Source organism: Lentzea rhizosphaerae, assembly GCF_042649515.1.
Taxonomy (GTDB): domain Bacteria; phylum Actinomycetota; class Actinomycetes; order Mycobacteriales; family Pseudonocardiaceae; genus Lentzea; species Lentzea aerocolonigenes.
The window spans coordinates 36495-56781 of the sequence record NZ_JBHRZI010000052.1 but is presented as its reverse complement, the minus strand read 5'-3'; the positions used below and the strand labels follow the sequence as shown (position 1 = coordinate 56781).

Sequence of the window (20287 nt, the reverse complement as noted above, 5' to 3'; positions counted from 1 at the left end):
AGTGCGAGTTGTCGTTCACAAGCTCGTGTAGTTGCGGTAGCGGAGCAGCACCCGGTCCACCAGCTGGCCCGCGGCGCCCGTGTAGCGGGCCGGGTCGAGCAGGTCGTCCAGGTCGAGGCCGGCCAGCTCCGGGAGGGTGCGCAGGACCTCGTCGAACGGCGCCCCCGTCGTCGTGGACGCCCTGGTGAGCAACGCCTTGGCCTGGGCCTTGCCCAACGCGGGGGTGAGCGCCACCGCCAGCCGTTCCGCGACGATGGCGCCGTGGGTCAGTTCGACGTTCGCTCGCATCCGATCCGGGTGGACTTCCAGGCCTTCCGCCAGTTCCGCCGCGGTGAACGCCGCTCCGCCCGCCAGTCGCAGCGCCTCGCGCAACGCCTGCCATTCGCTGTGCCACGCGCCCGCCGGACGTTCGTCCTCGGCGATCATCGACTGCGCCAGCACCAGTGAGAGGGCCGGGACCTGCCGGCCGGCGGACAGGATGAGCGTGGCCAGGACCGGGTTTCGCTTCTGCGGCATGGCGGATGACGCGCCTCTGCCGTCGGCCGCGGGTTCGGTGACCTCGCCGATCTCGGTGCGGGAGAGCGTCTGCACGTCCACCGCGAACTTGCCCAGTGCTCCGGTGACGAAGCCGAGCACCGCGCCCAGGTCCGCGATCGGCGTGCGCACGGTGTGCCACGGCAGGACCGGTTCGGCCAGACGCAGCTCCTCGGCGAAGGGGGCGATCAGCTCCACGCCGTCGCGCTCCGGCCGGGCGAACTCGCCGTAGGCGGCCAGAGTTCCCGCCGCGCCGCCGAGCGAGGCGGGCAGGCCCGCGCATGCGACGGATCGCACCTTCGCCAGCGCGTCCAGCACCAGTTGCAGCCATCCCGCCGCTTTCAGCCCGAACGTCGTGGGCACGGCGTGCTGGGCCAGCGTCCTGCCCGCCATGAGGGTGTCGCGGTGCTCCTCGGCCATTGCGGCGAGTGCCGCGGCCGTCCGGCTCAGGTCACCGTCGATCTGCGCCAGCACGTGGCGGGCGATCAGCATCACGGCGGAGTCGAGCACGTCCTGGCTGGTGGAGCCGCGGTGCACGTGCTCGGCGGCCGCCGGATCCACTGCCGCCACCAGCGCGGTGAAGGCCGGGACCAGCGCCACCACGGGGTTCGCCGCCGCTCGTGCGGCCCGTGCCAGCGCGACGACGTCGAGACCACCCGCCGCGGCGACCTCGGTGATCACCTCGGCGTGCTCGGCGGGCATCAGCCCCAGCCGGGCCTGGCTGCGGGCCAGCGCCGCCTCCACCTCCAGCATCGCGCTCAGCCACGCCTCGTCGCACGTGGCGGCCTCGACCGGCGTACCGGCCCACGTCGGGGCGAGCAGGCCGGAATCGGTGCGGCTCATGCGTTCACGCTCCTGTGCTGGGAGTGGACGGTCAGCACTGCTCTGGCGATGGCGTCGGCGTCCTCCAGCGTCACCGAGCCGACGCCGGGACGGATGCCCGCCGCCGTCACCCAGTGCACGCCCTCGGTGGGCACGCCGAACGCGAACCTGGTGGGGTGCGCGAGACCGGCGCGGTCGATCAGCCGGTACGGGCGTTCGGTCACGGCCAGGCCACCGCTCTCGTAGCCGCCGACGCGGTAGGGCTGGGACTGGCCGGTGGTGAGCAGGTAGCGCAGCAACGGGTTGGCGCTGCGCCGCAGGTCGATGTCCGGCAGCCGGGCCTCGATGAGGCCGCGGCAGCGCACGGGCGGGCCGGGAACCGCCTCGGAATCCACCAGGAACACGCCTTCGGTGGTGTGGCGGCGGATCCGGATCCGCGGACCGACCACGTGTAGCACGCCCGCCTCGACCAGCGCGATCATCTCCTCGATCCGCCGCACCGGTGGGCCGATCGAGGTGAACGCGTTGAGCGGGTTGTACCAGCCCTCCAGTTCGTGACGGTAGGAGTCGCCGCTGATCCCGCTGTGGTCGACCACGAGCCGGATCTCGTTGCGCAGGTCCCGCAGCACGTCCAGCGCCGACTTGAGCGGGCTGGACAGGTTGCCCCGCCTCGCCTCCCGCACGTCGTCGCGCAGGTGGTCGAGCAGCCAGCCGCAGAACTCGGCGCGGTCGGCGAACACCCGGTCGCCCTGAGGCCGCTCGATGCGGTCCCAGTCCCACCGCTCGGTGACCCCGTACTGGTCCAGCAGCCGTTCGTCGTCGTCCGGGATGCCTTGCACGAACGACTGGAGGAACGCCTGCGACGCCGTCTCGCCGCGCCCGGCCTTGACGACCAGGCTGTAGTAGACGGCGCGGACCTCTCGATCCACCAACGGCCACACCGCTTCGCGGAAGCCGACCGGTTCGCCGGAGTCGGCGCGCTTGCGCAGGTTCGCGATGACCATGTCGGTGAGGAAGTACGGGTGGTGCCTGCCGTGCGCGCCCTTCTGGTTCTCGCCGCGTGCGTGGTACGGCATGCCGCGGCGGGAACCCGCGTACAGCACCGGTTCCAGGCCGGACGGGAGGTAGCGCAGACCTTCCTCGGCCTGTTCGAACGTGCCACCACGGCCAATCGTGAGCAGCGCCAGGTAGTCGAAGAAGTTCAGGCCGACGCCGCGGACCGCGACGGCCGTGCCCGGCGCGATCGGGCTCAGGTCGACGTCGGCCGGGTTGGCGGGCTCGATGTGGCAGAGCCTGTGCCGCAACGCGAACCGGCGGTTCTCGCCCTGCTCGCGGCTGCGCGCGAGCGGACCGTGGCCGAGTGCCAGCACGACCGCGTCCATCCCGGTCAGGCGGGTGCCGTCGAGCAGCGTGACGGTCTGCTGTCCGTCGGCGTCGTCCAGGGCGACAGCAGTGCCGGTGTGCACGACAACGCTGATCGACTCCGGCGCGGTGGTGACCAGCCGGTGGAACACCCAGCGCAGGTACCGGCCGTAGAACGCCCTGGTCGGGTAGTCGTCCGGACCGAGGACCAGGGCCTCGTCGCGGCCTGTCGTCTGCGCCCACTCGTACAGGCTGGGCCCCGGTACCACGGGCCCCTCGCACGGCACGCTGTCGTCGGTGAACAGGCTGATCTGCGAGGCGACCGTGTTCATCAGCAGATGGCCGGACTGCCCGGTGCGCCACACCCCGCCCGGTCCCGGCGGGAACGGATCCACGACGTGCACCTCGACCGCGCGGCCGTCGGCGTTGGCGCAGATCCGTTCCAGCACGGAGGTTCCCCGCGGCCCGGCCCCGACCAGGCAGATCCGCAGGGCGCTCACCCGGAGGCCAGGCCGTGGCGCCAGGACACCGTCGGCTTCCAGCCCAGTTCCGTGCGCGCCCGGTCCGTTCGCGCGCCGCGCATGGCGGTGAGCTGGTAGTTCGCGAACCACCCCAACACCTTCTCGGCCAGGTCGGACGGAATCGGGCGCGGTGGCGGGCCGCCGAGCAGACGCGCGTACTCGGGCAGCCACGTCGCACCCTCCGCCGGTTCGTCGTCGGCGATGTTGAACACACCCGTGACGTCACTGTCCACAGCGGACAGAGCGGCCAGTGCGGCGTCCTGGACGTGCAGGAACGACGTCACTCCCGTGGCGGTCGACGGGATCGGCAGCTGGCCCCTGCGGATCACGGCACCGAACGGGCCGGCGGGGTCGTACTGCGTCTGCGCGCCGAACAGCGTGCCGTAGCGCAGGATCGTGCCCGCGATGTCCGGTGTGCCGAGCACCAGGCGTTCCATCTCGGCCACGGCCTGAACGGTCCTCGACCACCCCGGATCCGGTGCGTCCAGGTACAGCGGCGCGTCCTCGGACAGGACGGGGTCGCCGAGTGGGGCCGTGGCGAAGGAAATGCTCTGCACCACCAGCTTCGCGGCCCCGGCCTCCCTGGCCGCCGTGATCAGGTTCGCGGTGCCCTCGGTACGCAGCCGCGCCGTGGTCTCGAACGCTTCCGCGCTCATCTGCCGCAGCGCGGTCAGCTGGTGCACCACGACGTCCGGCCGGGCGGCGAGCAGCGCGTCGCGCACGGCTGCCGGGTCGAGCGCGTCCGCGACGACGGTGTCGGCGGACACCGTCTTCGACTCGTCACGTACGAGTGCGGTCACGTGGTGGCCCCTGGCCTGCAGCAGCGGAAGCAGTGCGGTCCCGATGAGTCCGGTGGCACCGGCGACGACGACCCTCAAGACTGGACTCCTTCTGGCTTGAAGCGGATTAGCAGACGGCATGCCGGGTCGCCGAAGCGCAGGCATCCGGTCGAGCAGTTCTCCACGAGCGGCACGCCCAGCCCGTCCGACCATCCGGCGTGCACCTCGGTGCACGGGCACTCGTAGTCCTCCAGCGAACCCGCCATCCGGACCATCGTGACCGCGAAGTTCTGCCGCATGACGACCTCGATCACGTCGTCGTCGAGCACCACCGCCTGGAGGTCCCGCAGCTCGCGCGGGAACGTCCGGTCGGCGCACATCTCGTAGCGCTGCCGCAGTTCTTCCACGTCCCGCGCGGGTTTTCCGCCGAACTGGCGCGCGACCTTCCGGCCGATGCTCGTCGCCACGAACCGCAGCGCTTCCGCGTTGATCTCGTTCGCGACGGCCGATCCGAACCGCTTCGCCACCCCCTGGTACCAGCGGGCGTCATGCAGCCACCACGAGCGGTAGACGTCCATCAGCTCCGCGCGGGTCGTGGTGTCCGGGTCGTTCATCGTGGTCATCCGCGTCCTCCGGCGAGCTGTTCGGAGAACCGCTCGCGCATGAGCCGCTTGAGCACCTTGCCGGTCGCTCCCTTGATCACGTCGGCCGCGTCCATCCGCAGTGCTCGCGTGACGGGCGGGAAACCCCTGGCGCGCAACGCATCGTTGACCAGCTCCGTCCACTTGGCATCGTCCGGGCCGTCGTCCGTGACCTGAAGGAGCGCGTACGCGTCCGCCAGGCCGTCGCCCTCCCAGTCCGCACGCACACCCTCCGGCGCCACGCCGACCACCGTGCAGTCGGCCAGCTCGGGGAGTTCGGCCAGCAGCAACTCCTCGGTGCAGGTGCTGAAGACGATGCCCTCACTCGTCCGGATCGCGTCCGGCACGCGGTCGAGGTGGTAGAAGTTGCCCTCCTCGTCCCGCACGGCCAGGTCACCGGTCAGCCAGTAGCCTCCGAGCCGCAGCTGGTAGAACGTCAACGAGTCGTTCCAGTAGCCCGGTGTCAGCGTGGGGGAGCGCACCCCGAGCCTGCCGACGACCCCGGCGGGCAGCGGCTGCCCGTCCTCGGACAGCACGGCGGCCTCGGCGAAGCTGATCGGCTTGCCGACGCACCGGCCGTAGGTCGAACTTCCCGTCCGGTGGCCGATGTGGAACATCGAGTAGCCGGCTTCCGACGAGCCGAGGCCGTCGGTGAACACCGAGCCCGGCACCCGGACGCGTTGGAAGTCCTCGTTCACGGTCACGTGGCTGCCCCGCGTGACCAGCTCGCGCACATACGCCTCATGGATCGCGTCGCCGCTGTTGTACCAGGCTTCCACGCTCTCCAGGTCGCGCGCGTCCAGGTCCTCGGCGACGATCTCGCCGTACGTCCCGGCGAATGCGAAAACGGTCGTGGGCCGGAACTCCTCGATCGCGTCCAGCACGTCGGCACCGCGTTGACTCGAGAGCAGCAACATCGGCGAGCGCAGCAGGAAGCCGAACAACATCACCGACACCGCCGAGTTGTGCGAGCCGGGCATCGCCACGAGCAGCCTGCCCATCGCGTCGCCGATCGACAGCTTCAGCCGGTACAACTGGGCGTACAGCAGGGTTTCGTGGGTGTGCGGCACGCCTTTCGGCATCCCCGTCGTGCCGGACGAGTGCGAGATGATGATCGGGTCGGTGGAGTGGTGCCGGTACGGGTAGTTCTCCGGCAGCGGTCCCGCCTCGGCGATGTCCGCCGCGGTGACCAGGAACCCGAGTTCCAGGTCGCCGCCGGCCAGGGTCCTGGCGTGCTCGTCGTCGGCCACCGCGCCGACCACGCGCTGGCGGCGGATGTACTCGCGGGCGATCTCGGGGCGCAGGTTGCCGTTCACCAGCGACGGGATCGCGCCCAGCGAGGTCAGCGCCAGGTAGTTGACGGCGAACTCGGTGCTGGACCGGGTCTGGACGGCCACGATGTCACGTGGCTTCACCCCTCGGGCGTGGAACCACGACGCGTAGACCTCGACGGCGGCGTGCAGGTCGCCGAGCGTCAGCGCCGCCGGGTGGCTGCCGTCGGGCGCCTGCCACGTGCCGTCGGTCCGCAGGACCTCCTCGTCCAACGGCCGGCCGTAGGCCTTCAACCGGTGGATCACGTTGCCCGCGCCGAGCGTCGCGTCCGCCAGCACCTGCGCGCGTTCCGCTTTGCTGATCATCGTGTTGGTCCTTCAGCCAGTCGTCGGAGGTCGTACCCATCGGAGTCTTCGAACGAGGTGTCCCGGTCGACCAGCAGGGCGACCGCGAAGTCCTCGGTGGGCGGCGCCAGCCCCAGCTCCCGGCAGAACGCGGCGGTGCGGTCGCTCCCTGCCAGTTCGACGCCGACGAGAAGAACCCTGTCCAGTTCCTCGTCGTCCAGCAGGACGTGCGCGGTGTCGAGCAGCGCGGAACCGAGGTCGGTCAGCGCGGACATCGCGATCAGCGGCCCGGTGATCCCGAACTCCTTGCTCACGTAGCCGAGGATCGCGTTCGCGGTGGCCTGCATGAACAGCAGCGGGTTGCTCACCTGCCCGCTGATCAGCAACCTGCTCGCCAGGTCCGTCGTGCCCGAGTCGCCGACCGTGCTGCCCACCAGCAGCGCGGTCCGCGTGCCGTCGCCCGGCCGTTCGGTCAGGCAGCGCCGTGCGACCTCGTGGATCAGCGGGTTGAACGGGGACTCCACGAACCCCGGTACCGGGTCCGCGCGGGTGGCGGTGATCATCTGAGGTCCTCCGAGGAGACCGGTCCTTCAGGGCGGGGAGGAAGCGGACCCCTGCGGGGCAGAGCAGGGACAGCTGTGTCGCCGTCACGGCGTCCACGACCCACCCACCTAAGGCCACACAGTGGTTCGGTATTTTGTGAACTGTGAACGGGCAGGTGAAGCGGGCGTTCCGGTACCGCTTCTATCCGAGTGAGGTGCAGGCGGCGGAGTTGTCGCGCACGTTCGGGTGTGTCCGCAAGGTGTACAACCTGGCGTTGCAGGCCCGTGCGGAGGCGTGGACGCGTGGGGAGCGGGTCGGCTATGAGGCCACGTCGGCGTTGCTGACCGTGTGGAAGCGCACCGAGGAGCTGGCGTTTCTGGCCGAGGTGTCGGCGGTGCCGTTGCAACAGGCGTTGCGGCATCTGCAGACGGCGTTCGGCAACTTCTGGGCGAAGCGTGCGCGGTTTCCGCGGTTCAAGTCGCGGAAGAAGTCGCGCGCTTCGGCGGAGTACACGCGGTCTGCGTTCCGGTGGCGTGACGGGGTGTTGACGCTGGCGAAGATGGCCGAGCCGCTGGACATCCGCTGGTCGCGGCCACTGCCCGAGGGCGTGGTGCCGTCGACGGTGACCGTGTCGCGGGACGCGGCCGGTCGCTGGTTCGTGTCCTTGCTGTGCGAGGACCCGAGCGTGACGCCGTTGCCCGTCACGGATGCGGTGGTGTGCATCGATGTCGGGCTCGATCACCTGCTGGTGCTGTCGTCCGGGGAGAAGATCGGCAATCCCCGGCACGAGCGCCGGGATCGGGAACGCCTGGCCAGGGCGCAGCGGGCGTTGTGCCGCAAGCAGAAAGGCAGCAACAACCGGGCCAAGGCCCGTGTCAGGGTCGCTCGTCTGCACGCTCGGATCGCCGACCGCCGTACCGATTTCCTGCACAAGGTCACCACTCGGCTCGTGCGCGAAAACCAAACGCTCGTGATCGAGGATCTCGCGGTGTCGAACATGGTCGGCAACCACCGCCTCGCCCGCGCCATCAATGACGCGGGCTGGCGGCAGTTCCGGCAGCAGCTGGAGTACAAAGCGGGCTGGCACGGACGGGACGTGATTGTGATCGATCGCTGGTTCCCGTCGTCCAAGCTGTGCTCGGCCTGTGGCGCACTCGCGGCGGCGATGCCGCTGCACCTGCGCACGTGGACGTGTGGCTGCGGCACGACCCATGATCGGGATGTGAACGCGGCACGCAACATTCTGGCCGCCGGGCTGGCGGCGTCGGTCTGTGGAGCCGGTGTAAGACCTCAACGGAACACTCCGGGCGGGCAGTCGGTGACGAAGCAGAAAACCCTGCGGCGCGAGCTGTAGGAATCCCTTCGTTCACGAGAGGAGGAAGTCAACTGCGCTCCAGCACGAGTGCGGTGTTGACCCCGCCGAACGCCGCGTTGACGTTCAGCGCGCGGCGCACGTCGGCGTCGCGGGCCACGTTGGGCACGTAGTCGAGGTCGCAGTCCGGGTCGGCCTCGGTGAAGTTCGCCGTCGGCGGCAGCACGCCGTCGGTGAGCGCCAGCAAGGTGATCACGAACTCCACGACCCCGGCGGCTTCCAGCATGTGCCCGGTCGTGCTCTTCGTGGAGCTGACCGGTACGTGGTCGGCCCGTGTGCCGAACACCCTGTGCAGGCCACGGGTCTCCGCGGGATCGTTGAACTTGGTGGCGGTGCCGTGCGCGTTCACGTAGTCGATGCGCAGTCCGTCCGGGTCGTCCGCGCGGCGCAGTGCCCGCAGGGCCGCGGCGGCCAGTCCGGCACCGTCCGGATGCGGCCGGGAGACGTGAAACGCGTCCGAGCCCGCGCCCCAGCCCACGACCGCGGCGAGCGGCCGTCCACCCCGGCGTCTCACCGCCTCCGCGGACTCCAGCACCACGGTCGCGACACCGTCGCCCAGCAGCATTCCGCCGCGGTCCGCGCTGAACGGCCGGACGAAGCCGTCGCGCGACATGGCCCGGCCCGAGTCGAACTTGGCGAAGACCTCCTCCTCCACGAGGTAGGCCCCCGCGCAGACGGCCGACTCCACCCGGCCGGACGCGATCAGCCCGCAGGCGTGGATGATCGCCGCCGCCGAGGCGACGCACGCGTTGGTGAACGCCAGCCGCCGCCCGGAGGAGGCGCCGATCCGCGCGGCGAGCAGGTCGGCCTGCCACGCGGGGATCGTGTCGGCCGCCTCGACGCCGGCCTCGCCGCGCCAGAACCGGGTCAGCACCGCGAAGTCACCAGACGTCCCGACCAGCACGGCAGTGTCGTCGCGCGCGGTGAACCCGGCCATCTCCACGGCTTCGTCGGTGCACTCGCCGAGCACGTCCCGCATCAGGTCGGGTTTGTCGGTCCCGGTGGTGGCGGCGAACGGCGTCCGGTACGGGCCGGTGTCGAACCGCGTGGTGGGCGCGAACGCCGGCACACCACCGAAAACTCCGCGGCGGAGGGCGTCCGCACCCCGGCCGAACGCCGTCCGCACCCCGAACCCGGTCACCACCACCTCACTCATCGCCGGATTCACCCGCCTGCACCCGGCTGAGGTACTCGGTGATGCCGCGCAGCGATCCGAACTCGGTGAGGTGCTCGTCGTCCGGCTCGACCACCAGGTCGTACCTGGTGCCGAGCTGGTGCAGGAACCACACCAGCGCCAACGAGTCCAGCGCCAGCTCGGCGTCCTCGTCGAGGTCCGCCGGCAGGTCGGGGAAGATCTTGGGATCGGAGAGCAGTTCCCGCACGACCGCGGTCGTGATCTCCACGCGCGTGGTCATGCCGTGGCGCCCCGCTCCACGGTGACGGCGGCCAGCTCGCCCAGCGTCATCGCACTGAGCGGCTCGATGTCGGTCTCCGGGAACTGCACGTTGAACCGGCGTTCCAGGCGCATGGTCAGCTCGATCAGGCTCAGCGAGTCCAGGTCGATCCCACCGCTGCCCAGAGGGCTCTCGCTGGTCATCTGGTCGGGCTCGATCGGGTGGTTCATCTCCTCCACGACCGTGGTGAGGATGAAGTCGCGGATCTCTTTCTCCAGCGTCGGCATGGGCCAACCCTTCTGCGTCGGGAAATCAGGACGGTTGGGAAACGGCTTCGCGCAGGGCCTGCGTGCGCCGGATCAACTTCCCGTTGGAGGTGCGGGGCAGTTCCGGCAGCACCCGGATCAGCCTCGGGACCTTGTAGGCGGCCAGCCGGTCGCGGCACCAGCCCGCCAGTTCCCCGGCGGCGGGGCCGTCCTCCGCCGCGGCCACGTACGCCTCGATGGACTCGACGTGGATCACCACCACGTCGGTGATCCGGGGATGCTGACGCAGCACGGACTCGACCTCGATCAGGTCGACCTTCAGCCCGCCGATCACCACCAGAGAGTCGCTGCGGCCGAGCAGTCGCACGATCCCGTGCTCGTCCTGCTCGGCCCTGTCGCACGTCCGCAGCCAGCCGGCGGAGTATCTGTCCACATCGGACCCCCGAAGGTAGGGGGTGCCGTCGGGCAGCTCCACCTCCAGCTCGCCGTGGTTGACCCGCACCACGATGCCGGGGGCGGCGGGACCGACCGCCGGCCGGGACGTTCCGCTGACGTCCATCGCGATCACACCGGTCTCGGTGGTGCCGTAGGAGTCGCCGAGGCGGAAGCCGAAGCGTTCCAGGAACGCCTCGGCGAGCCCATCGCTCATCAGCTCTCCACCCGACACCGCCGCCCGCAGGGAGGGCAGGGCGGGCACGGACTTCGCCGTGGTCAGCAGTTCGTAGTGGAAGGGGGTGCCGAAGATGACGTGCACGTCGTGTTCCTCGGCGGTGGTGAAGACGTCCTTCGCGGACAGTCGTCGGGTGAACACCACGGCCACGCCGGCCCTGAGCGAGTGCAGCAGCCCGGCTATCAGCCCGAAGCTGTGCGCGGTCGAGCTGAGCAACAGCAGCCGTTCGCCCGCCTCGGGCATCCCGTCGATCCGGGTGAACCGCTCGACCTCCGCGGCCAGCGACGCAGGTGTCCGGCCGATCACCTTCGGTTGCCCGGTCGAGCCCGAGCTGAACTGGATCAGCCGGTGCCCGGTCGTCGCCCGCTCACCGTCGCGGTGGTGCTCGGTGACCACCTCGTAGGCGGGCTGGAACGCCATCGCGAACCGCCCGCCGGCCATGGCTCGGACGGTGAACTCCGGACGGCACAACGAACGCAGCGCGTCGACTTCGGCCGGCGCCAGCCGGTGGTCCACCAGCATCACCTGCGCGCCCAGCGACCACAGCGCGAACACCACCTCGACCTGGGTGCGGCTCGGCGGCACCTGCACCAGGACGGTCGAGCCGTCCCCGATGCCGAAACCGCAGAACACCTTGGCTTCCTCGGCGACGGCCGACCGGACCTCGGCACGGGACACGACATGTCCGCCGTGCACCAGGTAGGGCAGCCCGCCGGGGTGAGCGTCGAACAGCTCTTCGAGAAGACCCCGCATCTCACTGCTCCTTGCAGAACTCGCCGATCGGGATGCCCACGTGCCGCTGGTCGGTCGCCAGGTAGCCGAGCAGCTCGTCACCCCGCTGGAGCTCGGTGACGTTGCGGACCTTGCCACCGGGGCCGAGCAGCCGGACGTGCCAGTCGTCCTGCACGGTCAGGCTGATCTCGGTGCCATCAACGGAATGCGCGGTGATGCTGAGCAGCGGTCGGGACTCCAGCTTGGACCGGCCGACCACGACCCGGCGGGTGCGGCCCTCGGAGTTGACCGCGAGGACCGTGCTGCCGGAGCGCAGTTCGCTCAGGTAGTTGGTCCGGTTGTCCGGCCCGAGCACGTAGGAGTGCAACGCGCCCGCGTTGACCCGGAACGGCCGGGTCGGCATGTAGGGCAGTGGGTGGGTTTCGCTGCAGCTCAACAGGAATCCGGTCGAAAACGAGCCGACCAGGATGCCTTCGTCCTCCTCGAAGTGCGTGCAGGTGTCGACGCACACCCGGTCGCCGAGGCCGTGGTGCTCGATGCGGTCGACGACGAGCGTCGCCAGTTCCAGCTTCGGGCTGGCCGTCTCCAGCATCCGGCTCAGCGCGAAGACCTCGGTCGCGTCCTTCGGTGCGAGCAGCACGCCCTCGGAACCGCGCTCCAGCACGTCGACGACGATCGACGCTTCTTCGAGGTCGCCGCAGACCGTGAACAGCTTGCCGGGAGCGCGGTCGGCGGAGGCCAGCACGATCTCCAGAGGGATCTTGGTCGGGTCGGCGAACCGCACCACGCTGTAGGGCAGCGCGACGGCGGCGGCGCACGCGAGTTGGAGCGTGCGGTCGTCGTGCACGTCCACCCAGGCCGCGACGTTCTCGCGGTCGCCCGCCGTCAGCACGAGCGCGTCCAGTTCGGCCTGGTCCGCGACGACGGTCGTGGTGATGCCGGTGTGGTCCTCGGCCGCGCCGACCAGGATGCTCGCGATGGTCGGGGGCAGGGTCGCGAGGGCGGCGGGGTCGTCGGACAGGATGCCGTGCAACCGGGAGTGGATGGCGGCGTCCACGACGCCTTCGACGTGTTGCGGGGCCACGGTCCGGAGATCGATCCAAGCGAGCGTCATCGAGCACCTGTCGTCATCGTCGGGATTCGGGAGAGGTCGGTCTGGTGCGCTGCCTGGTGTGCCGCCGAATTCGGCACGGTGGCATGCGGTCCGTGCACCACGGCGGCCAGCCTGGCCACCAGCGATGCCGGGTTGGAGGAGGTGAAGACCTTGCGGCCCACCGCGAGGCCCGCGCAGCCCGCCGCCATCAGTTCGGTGGCGCAGGCGATCAGGTCGGAGCCGTCGATCGGCCCGCCCGCGGCGAGCACCGGGATCGGTGAGTTCGCCACGACCTCCGCCATCCGCCGCACCGGCAGGGTGACCGAGGTCTTCACCAGGTCCGCGCCCAGATCGGCGGCGATGTTGACGACGTGGGCGAGCAGCGCCGGGTCCTTCGGGTCGATGATCCGCGGTCCCCTCGGGTAGATCATCGCGATCAGCGGTAGTCCCCAGGCCTCGCACGCCGTCGCGACCGCGCCGAGGTCGGCGAGTTGCCGCGCCTCGGTGTCGGAACCGATGTTCACGTGCACGCTGACCGCATCGGCGCCCAGCCGCAGCGCGTCCTCTGCCATGCCGACGAGCACCTTGGCGTTGGTGTCGGCGGCGTGGGCGGTGCCCGCGCTGAGGTGCACCACCAGAGCGCAGGAAGCCAGGATGGACGGAGGCACCAGCCGTGCTCGTCCTTTGTGGACGATGAGTGCGTCCGCTCCTCCCGTCACCAGGTTCCGGAGCAGGTCGTGCCATCGGTCGTAGGGCGCGATCGGACCGTCGGACACGCTGTGGTCCAGCGGGACGAACAGGTGCCTCCCGTCGTTCGCCGAGGACAACCGGCGGAGTCGGAATAGCTTTCCGGTATTCGTCATGCCGTCTGAACCCTCCTTTTCGAAAGCTGGTTCAGCGAAGAATATGAATGAAAACCTTCAAGTCGGCAGGCTAGTCACGGTCGCTGGCCGCGAACAAATAACTCTTGCGCATAACTCGGGAGTTATGCCGGTTCAGGCTCAAACAGCACTATTTTTGGCGTGGGCCGTGCGGACGCGTCGTGCCACCCGTTCGGACGGTAGGCGAACATGTCGGTGCTCTAAGAACTTTCTCATTTTCTTGTGACAGATTCTGCGGTGCCGCAGTCTCGATGAAGAGCAGGAGGTCTTGTTGAACGAGCCGACGGATCCGGTGCGCCTGGTCGTGGCGTGTCATGACGGGCGCGGGCACACCGGCAAGCTCGCCGCGGCGGTGCGGCAGGGAGCCCAGGGCGTGGCCGGTGTCGATGTCGCGGCCATCGCAGTCGACGAGATCACCTCTGAGCAGTGGTTCCAGCTCGACGAAGCGCACGCCGTGATCTTCGGCGCCCCGACGTACATGGGGTCCGCGTCGGCCGCGTTCCACCAGTTCGCGGAGGCCAGCAGTCGTCGTTGGCTGACCCGGCGCTGGCAGGACAAGCTGGCGGCGGGCTTCACGAACTCCGGTGCGAAGGCCGGCGACAAGTCCGGCACCCTCGGGTACTTCACCACGTTCGCCGCCCAGCACGGAATGGTGTGGATCAACCTGGGCCTGCGTTCCGGATGGTGTTCCTCCAACGGCAGTGAGTACGACCTGAACCGACTGGGCTTCTCGCACGGTGCCGCCGCGCAGTCCAACATCGACGAAGGCCCCGAACTGATGCACAAGGCCGATCTCGAGACCGCCGAATACCTGGGCAGAAGGGTTGCCGAGTACGCGCGGATCGTCGTCGCGGGCAAGAGGGCGCTTTCACTGTGAAAAGGGTTCCCGACGTGTCGCAGGCCGTGGCGAGGAACTGGGGGAGCACCCGGACCTGGGCGGTCGTCGCGGTCGCGGGCGCGGCACAGACGTTGCTCTGGCTGGACAACTCCATCCTCGACATCGCCGTGGAGACGCTCGCCGATCCGGTGCGCGGCCTCGGCGCGAACGCGGGGGAACTGGCTTGGGCAAGCAGTTCGTACTCGCTGGTCCTCGCCGCGGCCGTGTTCGCGGGCGGCGTGCTCGGCGACCGCTGCGAGGGAGTGATCAGTGCGCCGATCACCACCGCGATGATGGCCGTACTGCCACCGCAGACGAGCAGCGCGGGTGCGGCGATCAACAGCGCCATCCGGCGGGTGGGTGGCGCGCTCGGCACCGCCGCGCTCGGCTCCCTGCTGGCCGCGAACCACCACCGGCACATCGCGCCGTCGCTGTCGCGGCTGCCGCAAGCGGCCACTCGCGAACCGTGGCTGGTCGACGCCGCGAACCACACATTCCTGCAGGCGAGGTACACCTCCTCGATCTGGGCCACGCTGCTGTCCCTGATCGGGGTCGCGTTCGTGCTCAGATGTTTCCGATCGGACAGGTGAGGGCGTCATGGAGTTGGGACTTCGGCATCTGCAGGTCGTCGTGGCGGTGGCCGAGGCGGGCAGCGTCAGCCGGGCCGCGGCCACGTTGCAGATCGCGCAGTCCGGCCTCACCGCGCAGCTCGGCCGGATCGAGCGGGAGTTCGGCGCACCGCTGTTCCTGCGCCGCCCGCACGGGGTCGAGCCGACCGAACTGGGCACCCACGTCCTGCTCGGGGCGCGGGTGCTGATCGGTCAGTTCGAGGACCTGATCGCCGCGGCGCGCGCCCGTGCGCACGGCGGCGGGGCGGCGACGGTCCGGCTGGGAGGAGTGGACAGCCCGTGGATCTCCACCGTCGCCGCGGCGTTGCGCGGCCTGCTACCGGACCACGAGCAGATCACCTACGTGGAGGAGCACTCCGAGGCGGTCGTGGAACTGGTGCGCACCTCGCGCCTCGACCTCGCGGTGATCACCGAGCATCCGGATGCCCCGGCGCCGAAACCACGACGGCTGGTCTTCCGCGACCTCGGCGTCGAGCCGCTGCTGGTCGGCCTGCGGTTCGACCACCCGGAGGCCGACCGCGACCGGATCCACCTGGCGCAGCTCGCCGAGTACGACTGGATCGCGCCGGCCGACAAGGAGGGCGGCCTGCGGCAGAGCCTGCGCACCGCCTGCGAGCGGGCCGGGTTCGTGCCGCGGTTCCGCCACTTCGGAGCCGACCACGGCACCGCGGCCGCCATCGTCGGCTCCGGCACCACCGTCGGCCTGTTCCCCCCGACCTCGGCTTCCGTGACCGACGTGGTGTTCCGTCCCCTCGCCGACGAACCGCTCTGGCGCCGCACCATGCTGGTCTGGCAGCCCAGCTCACCGCTGGCCGGCGTCGCGACCGACCTCGTCACGATGGCGTCCGACGAGGTTTTCCGCTCTCGCAAGCCGCATCTCGTGCTGGAGGCCGATCCGGTCGACTACCGGCGCTACGTGAACTCCCCGAGGCCCACTGCAACACCTGCGTCATCGAGGCGGACGTGATGGCGGTCAACCCGATCGCGGGTCCCACGGCGGGCAGGTCCACTGTGAACACCGCGCCCGCGCCGGACCTGCCCTCGGCGGAAATCGTGCCGTGGTGAGCTTCCACGACCTCGCGGACCAGCGACAGGCCGATGCCGAACCGCTTCCCCCGCCCGGCCGTGCCGTGGTGGAAGCGCTCGAACAGCGATCGCCCGTTCGCCTGGTCGAAGCCGACCCCGTTGTCGCGCACCGACAACCGGACCGTGTCCGGGGTCGGCATCTCCAGCACGACGACGACGGTGCCGCCGGCCGGCGTGTGGCCGATCGCGTTGTCCACCAACGCGGTCACCACCCGGCGCAGCGCGGAGACCTCGCCGGACACGAGGAACGGACCCGCGTCGTGCTGAACCTCCAGCACCAGTCCCGCTTCGGTGGCTCGCACGTCCTCCGCCGCGACCACCTCGTCGGCCAGTTCCGCCAGGTCCACCAGATCCGGCTGCGACTGTTCGGCGGAGATCGCGGAGTGGAGGATGTCATCGACCAGGTCACCGAGCTGGCGGGTGCCGTTCACCAGCCGGCGCATGTCGGCGGCCAGGGCTTCCGGACATTCCATCTTGTCCGCCTTGCGTGCCAGCAGTTGCGCTTGCGTGTGCAGCCGGGTCAGTGGGGCACGCAGCTCGTGGCTCGCGTCGGCGACGAACCTCCGTTGCCGTGCCAGGGCTTCGTTCAGCGGCGCTATCGACCGCTTGTAGAGGAAACGGCTCCCAGCGGGGACGACGACGCCCACTGTCAGGGTGGTCAGCAGCAGCGCCACACCGAACGCGATCAACAGATTCTGCCGCTCCAGCAAGTGGAACCGCTCGTCGAGGACGACCTGCACGGCCTCCGCGCCGCGCCGCTGCGTGAGGACGCGGTAGTCCTGCCCGTCGAGGCGGACCCGCTCGAACAGCGGCGCACCGGCGTTGCGCAGGCTCCCCGCCAGCGGGAACCCCGCAGGCAGCCCGGTCGTTCCGGTGACCACGCCGTCGCGTGCGACGACCAGCCACGTGCACGCGGGTGGTCTGGAGATCGACGAGTTCTCCATCGCCCACATCAGGTCGCCGCGGATGTCGTTCTCGCGCATGTTCGCCGTGATGACGTAGATGACGCACTCGATGAGCAGCACGATCATCATGGTCAGCAGCGTCAGCCGAGCGGTGGTGGCGGCCATCAGACGGACCCAGCGCGGTAGCCGAGACCGTGCACGGTGCGGATGGCCTCGCGCCCGAGCTTGCGGCGCAGGTAGTGCACGTACGTGTCCACTATGGACTCCGAGGTGGCTTCCGGGAACACCTGTGTGAGCAGATCCGTGCGCCGGCAGATGACGTTGGGCGCCACGGCGAGCGTGCGGAGCAGGTCACATTCGCGGGCGGACAGCTCGACCGAACCTCCCTGCGAGGTCAGCACCTCGCGTTGACGCAGGTCGAGGTAACCCTGGCCCAGGGGGAGCAGATCGGTGTGCTCCAGGTGCCTGCGGTGCAGCGCCCGCACTCTGGCGATCAGCTCGTCCACGTCGAACGGCTTGCCGAGGTAGTCCTCCGCCCCGGCGTTCAACCCCCGCACCCGTTCGGCGACGTCGGAGCGACCGGTCAGCATCAGGATCTTCGCGGTCACCCCCACCCGCCGCAGCCGGACCATGAGATCCAGTCCATCGATCGCGGGCAGCCCCCGGTCCAACACCATGATGTCCGGCTTGCGGCTCAACGCGAGATGCACCCCCTCCTGCCCGTCCAGCGCCACGTCGACCTCGTAGCCCTCGCTCACGAACAGCTCGGCCAGCATCGCCGCCATCTCCCGGTCGTCCTCGACGACGAGCAGTCGGATCGGCTCCGGCGCCTGTGCAGGATTCGACACGGTGACACTTTGTCAGTTTCGCGCCACGCCCACATCCCCCAATCTCACGTGGAGTCGCACCGGCGGCACACACCGCGACGAGCCGGTGCGGCAGCCTTGTTGAACCTGTGGGACAGCAAAGGTCGGCCAGACGGTCTGACCTGCGTATCAGGCTGCTGCGGATTCGTACTCGTTGATCAGGCCTCTGGCAGGAGAGACTCGCGGCTTGACCTGCACGGACGCCGTTTTCGGCACGCACAACGTCGTCGGCCGGTGGTGGGAGAACCTGCTGCACAACCAGCGTGCCGTGGCAGTTGACGTCCACCACCCGTCGAGACCCTGATCGCGTGGTGCACAGCCCAGGTGAAGCGCGAAGGGGAATCGGCGCTACGAAGCGGATCCCTGCCGAGAAGGAACCGGTGTAGTGCGCGGGTACGACATCCGGCGCACCAGCACCTCCATCGGTCCGCGCTGCCCTGTGCGGCGCATCCATTCCGCCAGCAGCACCGACACGGCGAAGATGGCGGCAGCGATGCCGTAGCTGCCGGCCAAGCTCACCTCGTCGCGCAGATCGAAGGTGAACGGGTAGAACAGCGCCAGCCACACCGCGGACTGGAACAGGTAGAAGGTCAGTGACCGCTGACCCAGCGCAGCCAGTGCGGTGGTGAGCCGGCCTGGCCTGGTCCCGATCCGAGCCGACGCCAGGCCGACCGCGGCGGCCAGGCCGATGCCGCCCGCGAACCCGGTGAGGTCGTGCGCGACGGCGACCGTCCACTGCAGACTCGTGGAGTCGGTGTGCCACACCCCGGCGGCCAGCAGGGCGGCCGGCAGCCGACCGATCAACGCCAGGGTGAGCAGTCCGAGAGCGGCACGGCGCAGCGTCGAGCGGTGCTCGGCTGGCCGGTCCAGGAACCCGCGGCGGGCGGCCCAGATCCCGAGCAGCATTCCGGGCAGCACCATCACGACACCGAGCACAGCCTGCGCCGGCTTGGTCGCGTTGGCGAGCACATGCGCACCGTAGTTGGGCTCCATGAACTGCGCGAAGGTGACCGGTGTGCCGGCTTCGAGGCCGAGTTGCGCGTTGACGCTCTGCCAGGCGAGCAGCAGCGTGGCCGGCACCAGGGTCAGGGCGGCGGTCCAGCCGAGTGTCTTGTCCGTGGCGCGCACCAGCGGGGTGAACAGCAGCAGTGCGAGTCCGTAGATGGCGACGATGTCGATGGGCACGAGCAGGATGGTGTGGGCGAATCCGATCAGGACGAGCCAGATGCTGCGGCGTCGCAGCAGCGTGCGCAGCCCCGGCCAGTCGCCGCCGCGAGCGTGGTGCCGGTGGGCGAGCTGGCCCATGCCGTAGCCGAACAGGAACACGAACATCGCACGGGCCTGGTTGTCGGCGACCAGCGACTTGACCAGCAGCGTGACGTCGTCGAGCCACGGCGTCCCGGACCGCCAGGAGCTCAGGAACCCCGGCGCGTGCGCCAGCGCGATGAGCAACAGCATCAGGCCGCGCGCGAGGTCCGGGGCCAGTGAACGGCCAGCTGGGGCAGGTTCGGTTGTCATGTCGGGTCCTGTTCGGCTCGATCTTCACGTCCTGCGAAAGCTATGCAGCCTTCACAGATCGGTCAACGAGCCTGACGACCGCACATGGCCGTTTGAACTGGTCAAAGTCTTGCGATCCGTGCTTTGGTGCTGCCGATGAACGCAACGACTTGGTGTTGCGATGACCGCGTACAGTCGGGACATGTCCGAAGGCAGGCTGAGTCAGCAGGACCGGCAGCGCATCGCCGCCGGGCTGGCCGCGGGGCGTGGGTACGCCGAGATCGCCAGGAGTCTGGGGCGGTCCACCTCGACGATCTCCCGGGAGGTGGCCAGAAACGGCGGTCCCGCCGGCTACCGGCCGGGGGAGGCGCAGCGGGCTTCCGTCCGACGCGCGCGCAGGCCGAAGAACGCCTCGACGCGCTCGGCACCGGTGCCCGCAGACCCGTACGGACGCGATCCCGACGCGGTGGCCGAAGCGTTCGAGGAGCTGACCACCATGCTGGCGCAGACAGGCCTGCCGCAGATGGCAGCGAACGTGTTCGCCTGCCTGTACGTCACCGACTCCGGCGCCCTCACCGTCGCCGAACTGGTGCGGCAGCTGCGGGTCAGCCCGGCTTCGATCTCCAAGGCCGTGGCTTTCCTGGAGTCGCAAGGACTCGTCCGGCGAGAGCGCGATGCGTCGAGCCGGCGAGAGCAGTACGTCCTGGGCGGCGACCTCTGGTACCGGTCGCTGCTCGCGACCGCTCAGCGCAACACCGCGCTGGCCGAGAGCGCCCGTCGCACCGTCGCCGTCCTCGGCTCCGCCACTCCAGCGGGCGCTCGCGTCGCCGAGGCGGCGGAGTTCCTCGACCGCATCGGTGAGGAACTCGTCCAGGCGGTCGAGCGCTGGTGGCACGATCGCCCAGGGCACCAGTCCTAGCCGAGTGCCGGCAACCCGAGCACGATGCCCGAGCCCCGCCAGGCTCTCCTCGATCCGCACCCGATGGTATCGATCTTGCCCAACCTGGGCGTTCGTACCTGCCTCACGGCGATGACACCACGATCAGTCTCAGGTGCCGTGCCACTTCCTCGGATACCGCTCGACTCTGCGGTTCGGCAAGCGTGCCCGGCTGCGGGTGGGCGTGACAGGCCCGCGTCCGCAGATGTCGATTGCCGAGCGGGAACGCTCACAGCCCACCTCGGTCTGTTCCATCGAGCAGTC

At 69.8% G+C, this 20287-nt stretch carries 19 protein-coding genes and 1 pseudogene; 5 read left to right on the top strand and 15 right to left on the bottom strand.

The window, feature by feature from the left end:
* Positions 1-15: 15 nt before the first annotated feature.
* The 6 genes from ACFOWZ_RS43730 to ACFOWZ_RS43705 are packed head-to-tail and all read right to left on the bottom strand — an operon-like array spanning position 16 to position 6838.
* Positions 16-1377: a class-II fumarase/aspartase family protein gene (locus ACFOWZ_RS43730; RefSeq protein ID WP_382379912.1), complete on the bottom strand. Its 1362-nt coding sequence runs from the start codon at positions 1375-1377 to the stop codon at positions 16-18.
* Positions 1374-3218 (bottom strand): FAD/NAD(P)-binding protein, encoded by a 1845-nt coding sequence (locus ACFOWZ_RS43725; RefSeq protein ID WP_382379910.1) that lies wholly within the window; start codon positions 3216-3218, stop codon positions 1374-1376. The genes ACFOWZ_RS43730 and ACFOWZ_RS43725 overlap by 4 nt, the downstream gene beginning before the upstream one ends.
* Entirely contained in the window at positions 3215-4117 is a 903-nt protein-coding gene (locus ACFOWZ_RS43720) for an NAD-dependent epimerase/dehydratase family protein (protein WP_382379908.1), read from the bottom strand. The genes ACFOWZ_RS43725 and ACFOWZ_RS43720 overlap by 4 nt, the downstream gene beginning before the upstream one ends.
* Positions 4114-4641, bottom strand: coding sequence for a hypothetical protein (locus tag ACFOWZ_RS43715; protein ID WP_382379906.1), 528 nt, complete (start codon positions 4639-4641; stop codon positions 4114-4116). Before ACFOWZ_RS43715 ends, ACFOWZ_RS43720 begins: the two co-directional genes overlap by 4 nt.
* Positions 4638-6296: a class I adenylate-forming enzyme family protein gene (locus ACFOWZ_RS43710; protein ID WP_382379904.1), complete on the bottom strand. Its 1659-nt coding sequence runs from the start codon at positions 6294-6296 to the stop codon at positions 4638-4640. The genes ACFOWZ_RS43715 and ACFOWZ_RS43710 overlap by 4 nt, the downstream gene beginning before the upstream one ends.
* Positions 6293-6838 carry a beta-ketoacyl synthase N-terminal-like domain-containing protein gene (locus ACFOWZ_RS43705; protein ID WP_382379902.1) on the bottom strand — a complete coding sequence of 182 codons (546 nt, stop codon included), beginning with the start codon at positions 6836-6838 and terminating at the stop codon, positions 6293-6295. Before ACFOWZ_RS43705 ends, ACFOWZ_RS43710 begins: the two co-directional genes overlap by 4 nt.
* Positions 6839-6981: 143 nt before the next feature.
* On the opposite strand from ACFOWZ_RS43705, the gene ACFOWZ_RS43700 reads away from it, so the two are divergent.
* A complete protein-coding gene (locus ACFOWZ_RS43700; RefSeq protein WP_382379900.1) occupies positions 6982-8172 on the top strand; it encodes an RNA-guided endonuclease InsQ/TnpB family protein in 1191 nt (396 codons plus the stop codon).
* A 28-nt stretch (positions 8173-8200) separates the two neighbouring features.
* Here the strand turns inward: ACFOWZ_RS43700 and ACFOWZ_RS43695 are convergent, their stop codons facing one another.
* The 6 genes from ACFOWZ_RS43695 to ACFOWZ_RS43670 are packed head-to-tail and all read right to left on the bottom strand — an operon-like array spanning position 8201 to position 13208.
* Positions 8201-9346 carry a beta-ketoacyl-[acyl-carrier-protein] synthase family protein gene (locus ACFOWZ_RS43695; RefSeq protein ID WP_382379898.1) on the bottom strand — a complete coding sequence of 382 codons (1146 nt, stop codon included), beginning with the start codon at positions 9344-9346 and terminating at the stop codon, positions 8201-8203.
* On the bottom strand, positions 9339-9605 hold the full coding sequence (locus tag ACFOWZ_RS43690) for a hypothetical protein (RefSeq protein WP_382379896.1): 267 nt from the start codon (positions 9603-9605) through the stop codon (positions 9339-9341). Before ACFOWZ_RS43690 ends, ACFOWZ_RS43695 begins: the two co-directional genes overlap by 8 nt.
* On the bottom strand, positions 9602-9871 hold the full coding sequence (locus tag ACFOWZ_RS43685) for an acyl carrier protein (RefSeq protein ID WP_204764482.1): 270 nt from the start codon (positions 9869-9871) through the stop codon (positions 9602-9604). The genes ACFOWZ_RS43690 and ACFOWZ_RS43685 overlap by 4 nt, the downstream gene beginning before the upstream one ends.
* A 25-nt stretch (positions 9872-9896) precedes the next feature.
* Positions 9897-11273, bottom strand: coding sequence for a class I adenylate-forming enzyme family protein (locus ACFOWZ_RS43680; protein ID WP_382379894.1), 1377 nt, complete (start codon positions 11271-11273; stop codon positions 9897-9899).
* Position 11274: 1 nt separating this feature from the next.
* Positions 11275-12366 carry a 3-dehydroquinate synthase II family protein gene (locus ACFOWZ_RS43675; protein ID WP_382379892.1) on the bottom strand — a complete coding sequence of 364 codons (1092 nt, stop codon included), beginning with the start codon at positions 12364-12366 and terminating at the stop codon, positions 11275-11277.
* Entirely contained in the window at positions 12363-13208 is an 846-nt protein-coding gene (locus tag ACFOWZ_RS43670; RefSeq protein WP_382379890.1) for a 2-amino-3,7-dideoxy-D-threo-hept-6-ulosonate synthase, read from the bottom strand. The genes ACFOWZ_RS43675 and ACFOWZ_RS43670 overlap by 4 nt, the downstream gene beginning before the upstream one ends.
* 289 nt (positions 13209-13497) lie before the next feature.
* Between ACFOWZ_RS43670 and ACFOWZ_RS43665 the strand changes: the two genes are divergently transcribed.
* The 3 genes and pseudogenes from ACFOWZ_RS43665 to ACFOWZ_RS43655 form a co-directional block, all read left to right on the top strand.
* On the top strand, positions 13498-14103 hold the full coding sequence (locus ACFOWZ_RS43665) for a flavodoxin family protein (RefSeq protein WP_382379888.1): 606 nt from the start codon (positions 13498-13500) through the stop codon (positions 14101-14103).
* 14 nt (positions 14104-14117) lie between these two features.
* A complete protein-coding gene (locus ACFOWZ_RS43660; RefSeq protein WP_382379886.1) occupies positions 14118-14693 on the top strand; it encodes a hypothetical protein in 576 nt (191 codons plus the stop codon).
* A 7-nt stretch (positions 14694-14700) separates the two neighbouring features.
* Positions 14701-15516: pseudogene (locus ACFOWZ_RS43655) on the top strand (LysR family transcriptional regulator); the annotation flags it as partial.
* A gap of 49 nt (positions 15517-15565) precedes the next feature.
* Here ACFOWZ_RS43655 and ACFOWZ_RS43650 read toward each other — a convergent pair.
* From ACFOWZ_RS43650 to ACFOWZ_RS43640, 3 genes are all read right to left on the bottom strand, one after another.
* On the bottom strand, positions 15566-16888 hold the full coding sequence (locus ACFOWZ_RS43650; RefSeq protein ID WP_382379884.1) for a sensor histidine kinase: 1323 nt from the start codon (positions 16886-16888) through the stop codon (positions 15566-15568).
* A complete protein-coding gene (locus tag ACFOWZ_RS43645) occupies positions 16888-17571 on the bottom strand; it encodes a response regulator transcription factor (protein WP_382379882.1) in 684 nt (227 codons plus the stop codon). The genes ACFOWZ_RS43650 and ACFOWZ_RS43645 overlap by 1 nt, the downstream gene beginning before the upstream one ends.
* 366 nt (positions 17572-17937) lie before the next feature.
* Positions 17938-19107 (bottom strand): DUF418 domain-containing protein, encoded by a 1170-nt coding sequence (locus ACFOWZ_RS43640; protein WP_382379880.1) that lies wholly within the window; start codon positions 19105-19107, stop codon positions 17938-17940.
* A 181-nt stretch (positions 19108-19288) separates the two neighbouring features.
* Between ACFOWZ_RS43640 and ACFOWZ_RS43635 the strand changes: the two genes are divergently transcribed.
* The gene (locus ACFOWZ_RS43635) at positions 19289-20005 is read left to right on the top strand and encodes a helix-turn-helix domain-containing protein (RefSeq protein ID WP_382379878.1); all 717 of its coding nucleotides are present in this window, start codon (positions 19289-19291) and stop codon (positions 20003-20005) included.
* Positions 20006-20287 lie beyond the last annotated feature (282 nt).

What these genes read in the sequence shown, in the direction of transcription:
- ACFOWZ_RS43710 (WP_382379904.1), bottom strand. Translation starts at nt 6,296, where the DNA reads ATGATCAGCAAAGCGGAACGCGCGCAGGTGCTGGCGGACGCGACGCTC.
- ACFOWZ_RS43640 (WP_382379880.1), bottom strand. Translation starts at nt 19,107, where the DNA reads ATGACAACCGAACCTGCCCCAGCTGGCCGTTCACTGGCCCCGGACCTC.
- ACFOWZ_RS43635 (WP_382379878.1), top strand. Translation starts at nt 19,289, where the DNA reads ATGTCCGAAGGCAGGCTGAGTCAGCAGGACCGGCAGCGCATCGCCGCC.
- ACFOWZ_RS43680 (WP_382379894.1), bottom strand. Translation starts at nt 11,273, where the DNA reads ATGCGGGGTCTTCTCGAAGAGCTGTTCGACGCTCACCCCGGCGGGCTG.
- ACFOWZ_RS43690 (WP_382379896.1), bottom strand. Translation starts at nt 9,605, where the DNA reads ATGACCACGCGCGTGGAGATCACGACCGCGGTCGTGCGGGAACTGCTC.
- ACFOWZ_RS43650 (WP_382379884.1), bottom strand. Translation starts at nt 16,888, where the DNA reads ATGGCCGCCACCACCGCTCGGCTGACGCTGCTGACCATGATGATCGTG.
- ACFOWZ_RS43685 (WP_204764482.1), bottom strand. Translation starts at nt 9,871, where the DNA reads ATGCCGACGCTGGAGAAAGAGATCCGCGACTTCATCCTCACCACGGTC.
- ACFOWZ_RS43705 (WP_382379902.1), bottom strand. Translation starts at nt 6,838, where the DNA reads ATGATCACCGCCACCCGCGCGGACCCGGTACCGGGGTTCGTGGAGTCC.
- ACFOWZ_RS43670 (WP_382379890.1), bottom strand. Translation starts at nt 13,208, where the DNA reads ATGACGAATACCGGAAAGCTATTCCGACTCCGCCGGTTGTCCTCGGCG.
- ACFOWZ_RS43675 (WP_382379892.1), bottom strand. Translation starts at nt 12,366, where the DNA reads ATGACGCTCGCTTGGATCGATCTCCGGACCGTGGCCCCGCAACACGTC.
- ACFOWZ_RS43695 (WP_382379898.1), bottom strand. Translation starts at nt 9,346, where the DNA reads ATGAGTGAGGTGGTGGTGACCGGGTTCGGGGTGCGGACGGCGTTCGGC.
- ACFOWZ_RS43715 (WP_382379906.1), bottom strand. Translation starts at nt 4,641, where the DNA reads ATGACCACGATGAACGACCCGGACACCACGACCCGCGCGGAGCTGATG.
- ACFOWZ_RS43730 (WP_382379912.1), bottom strand. Translation starts at nt 1,377, where the DNA reads ATGAGCCGCACCGATTCCGGCCTGCTCGCCCCGACGTGGGCCGGTACG.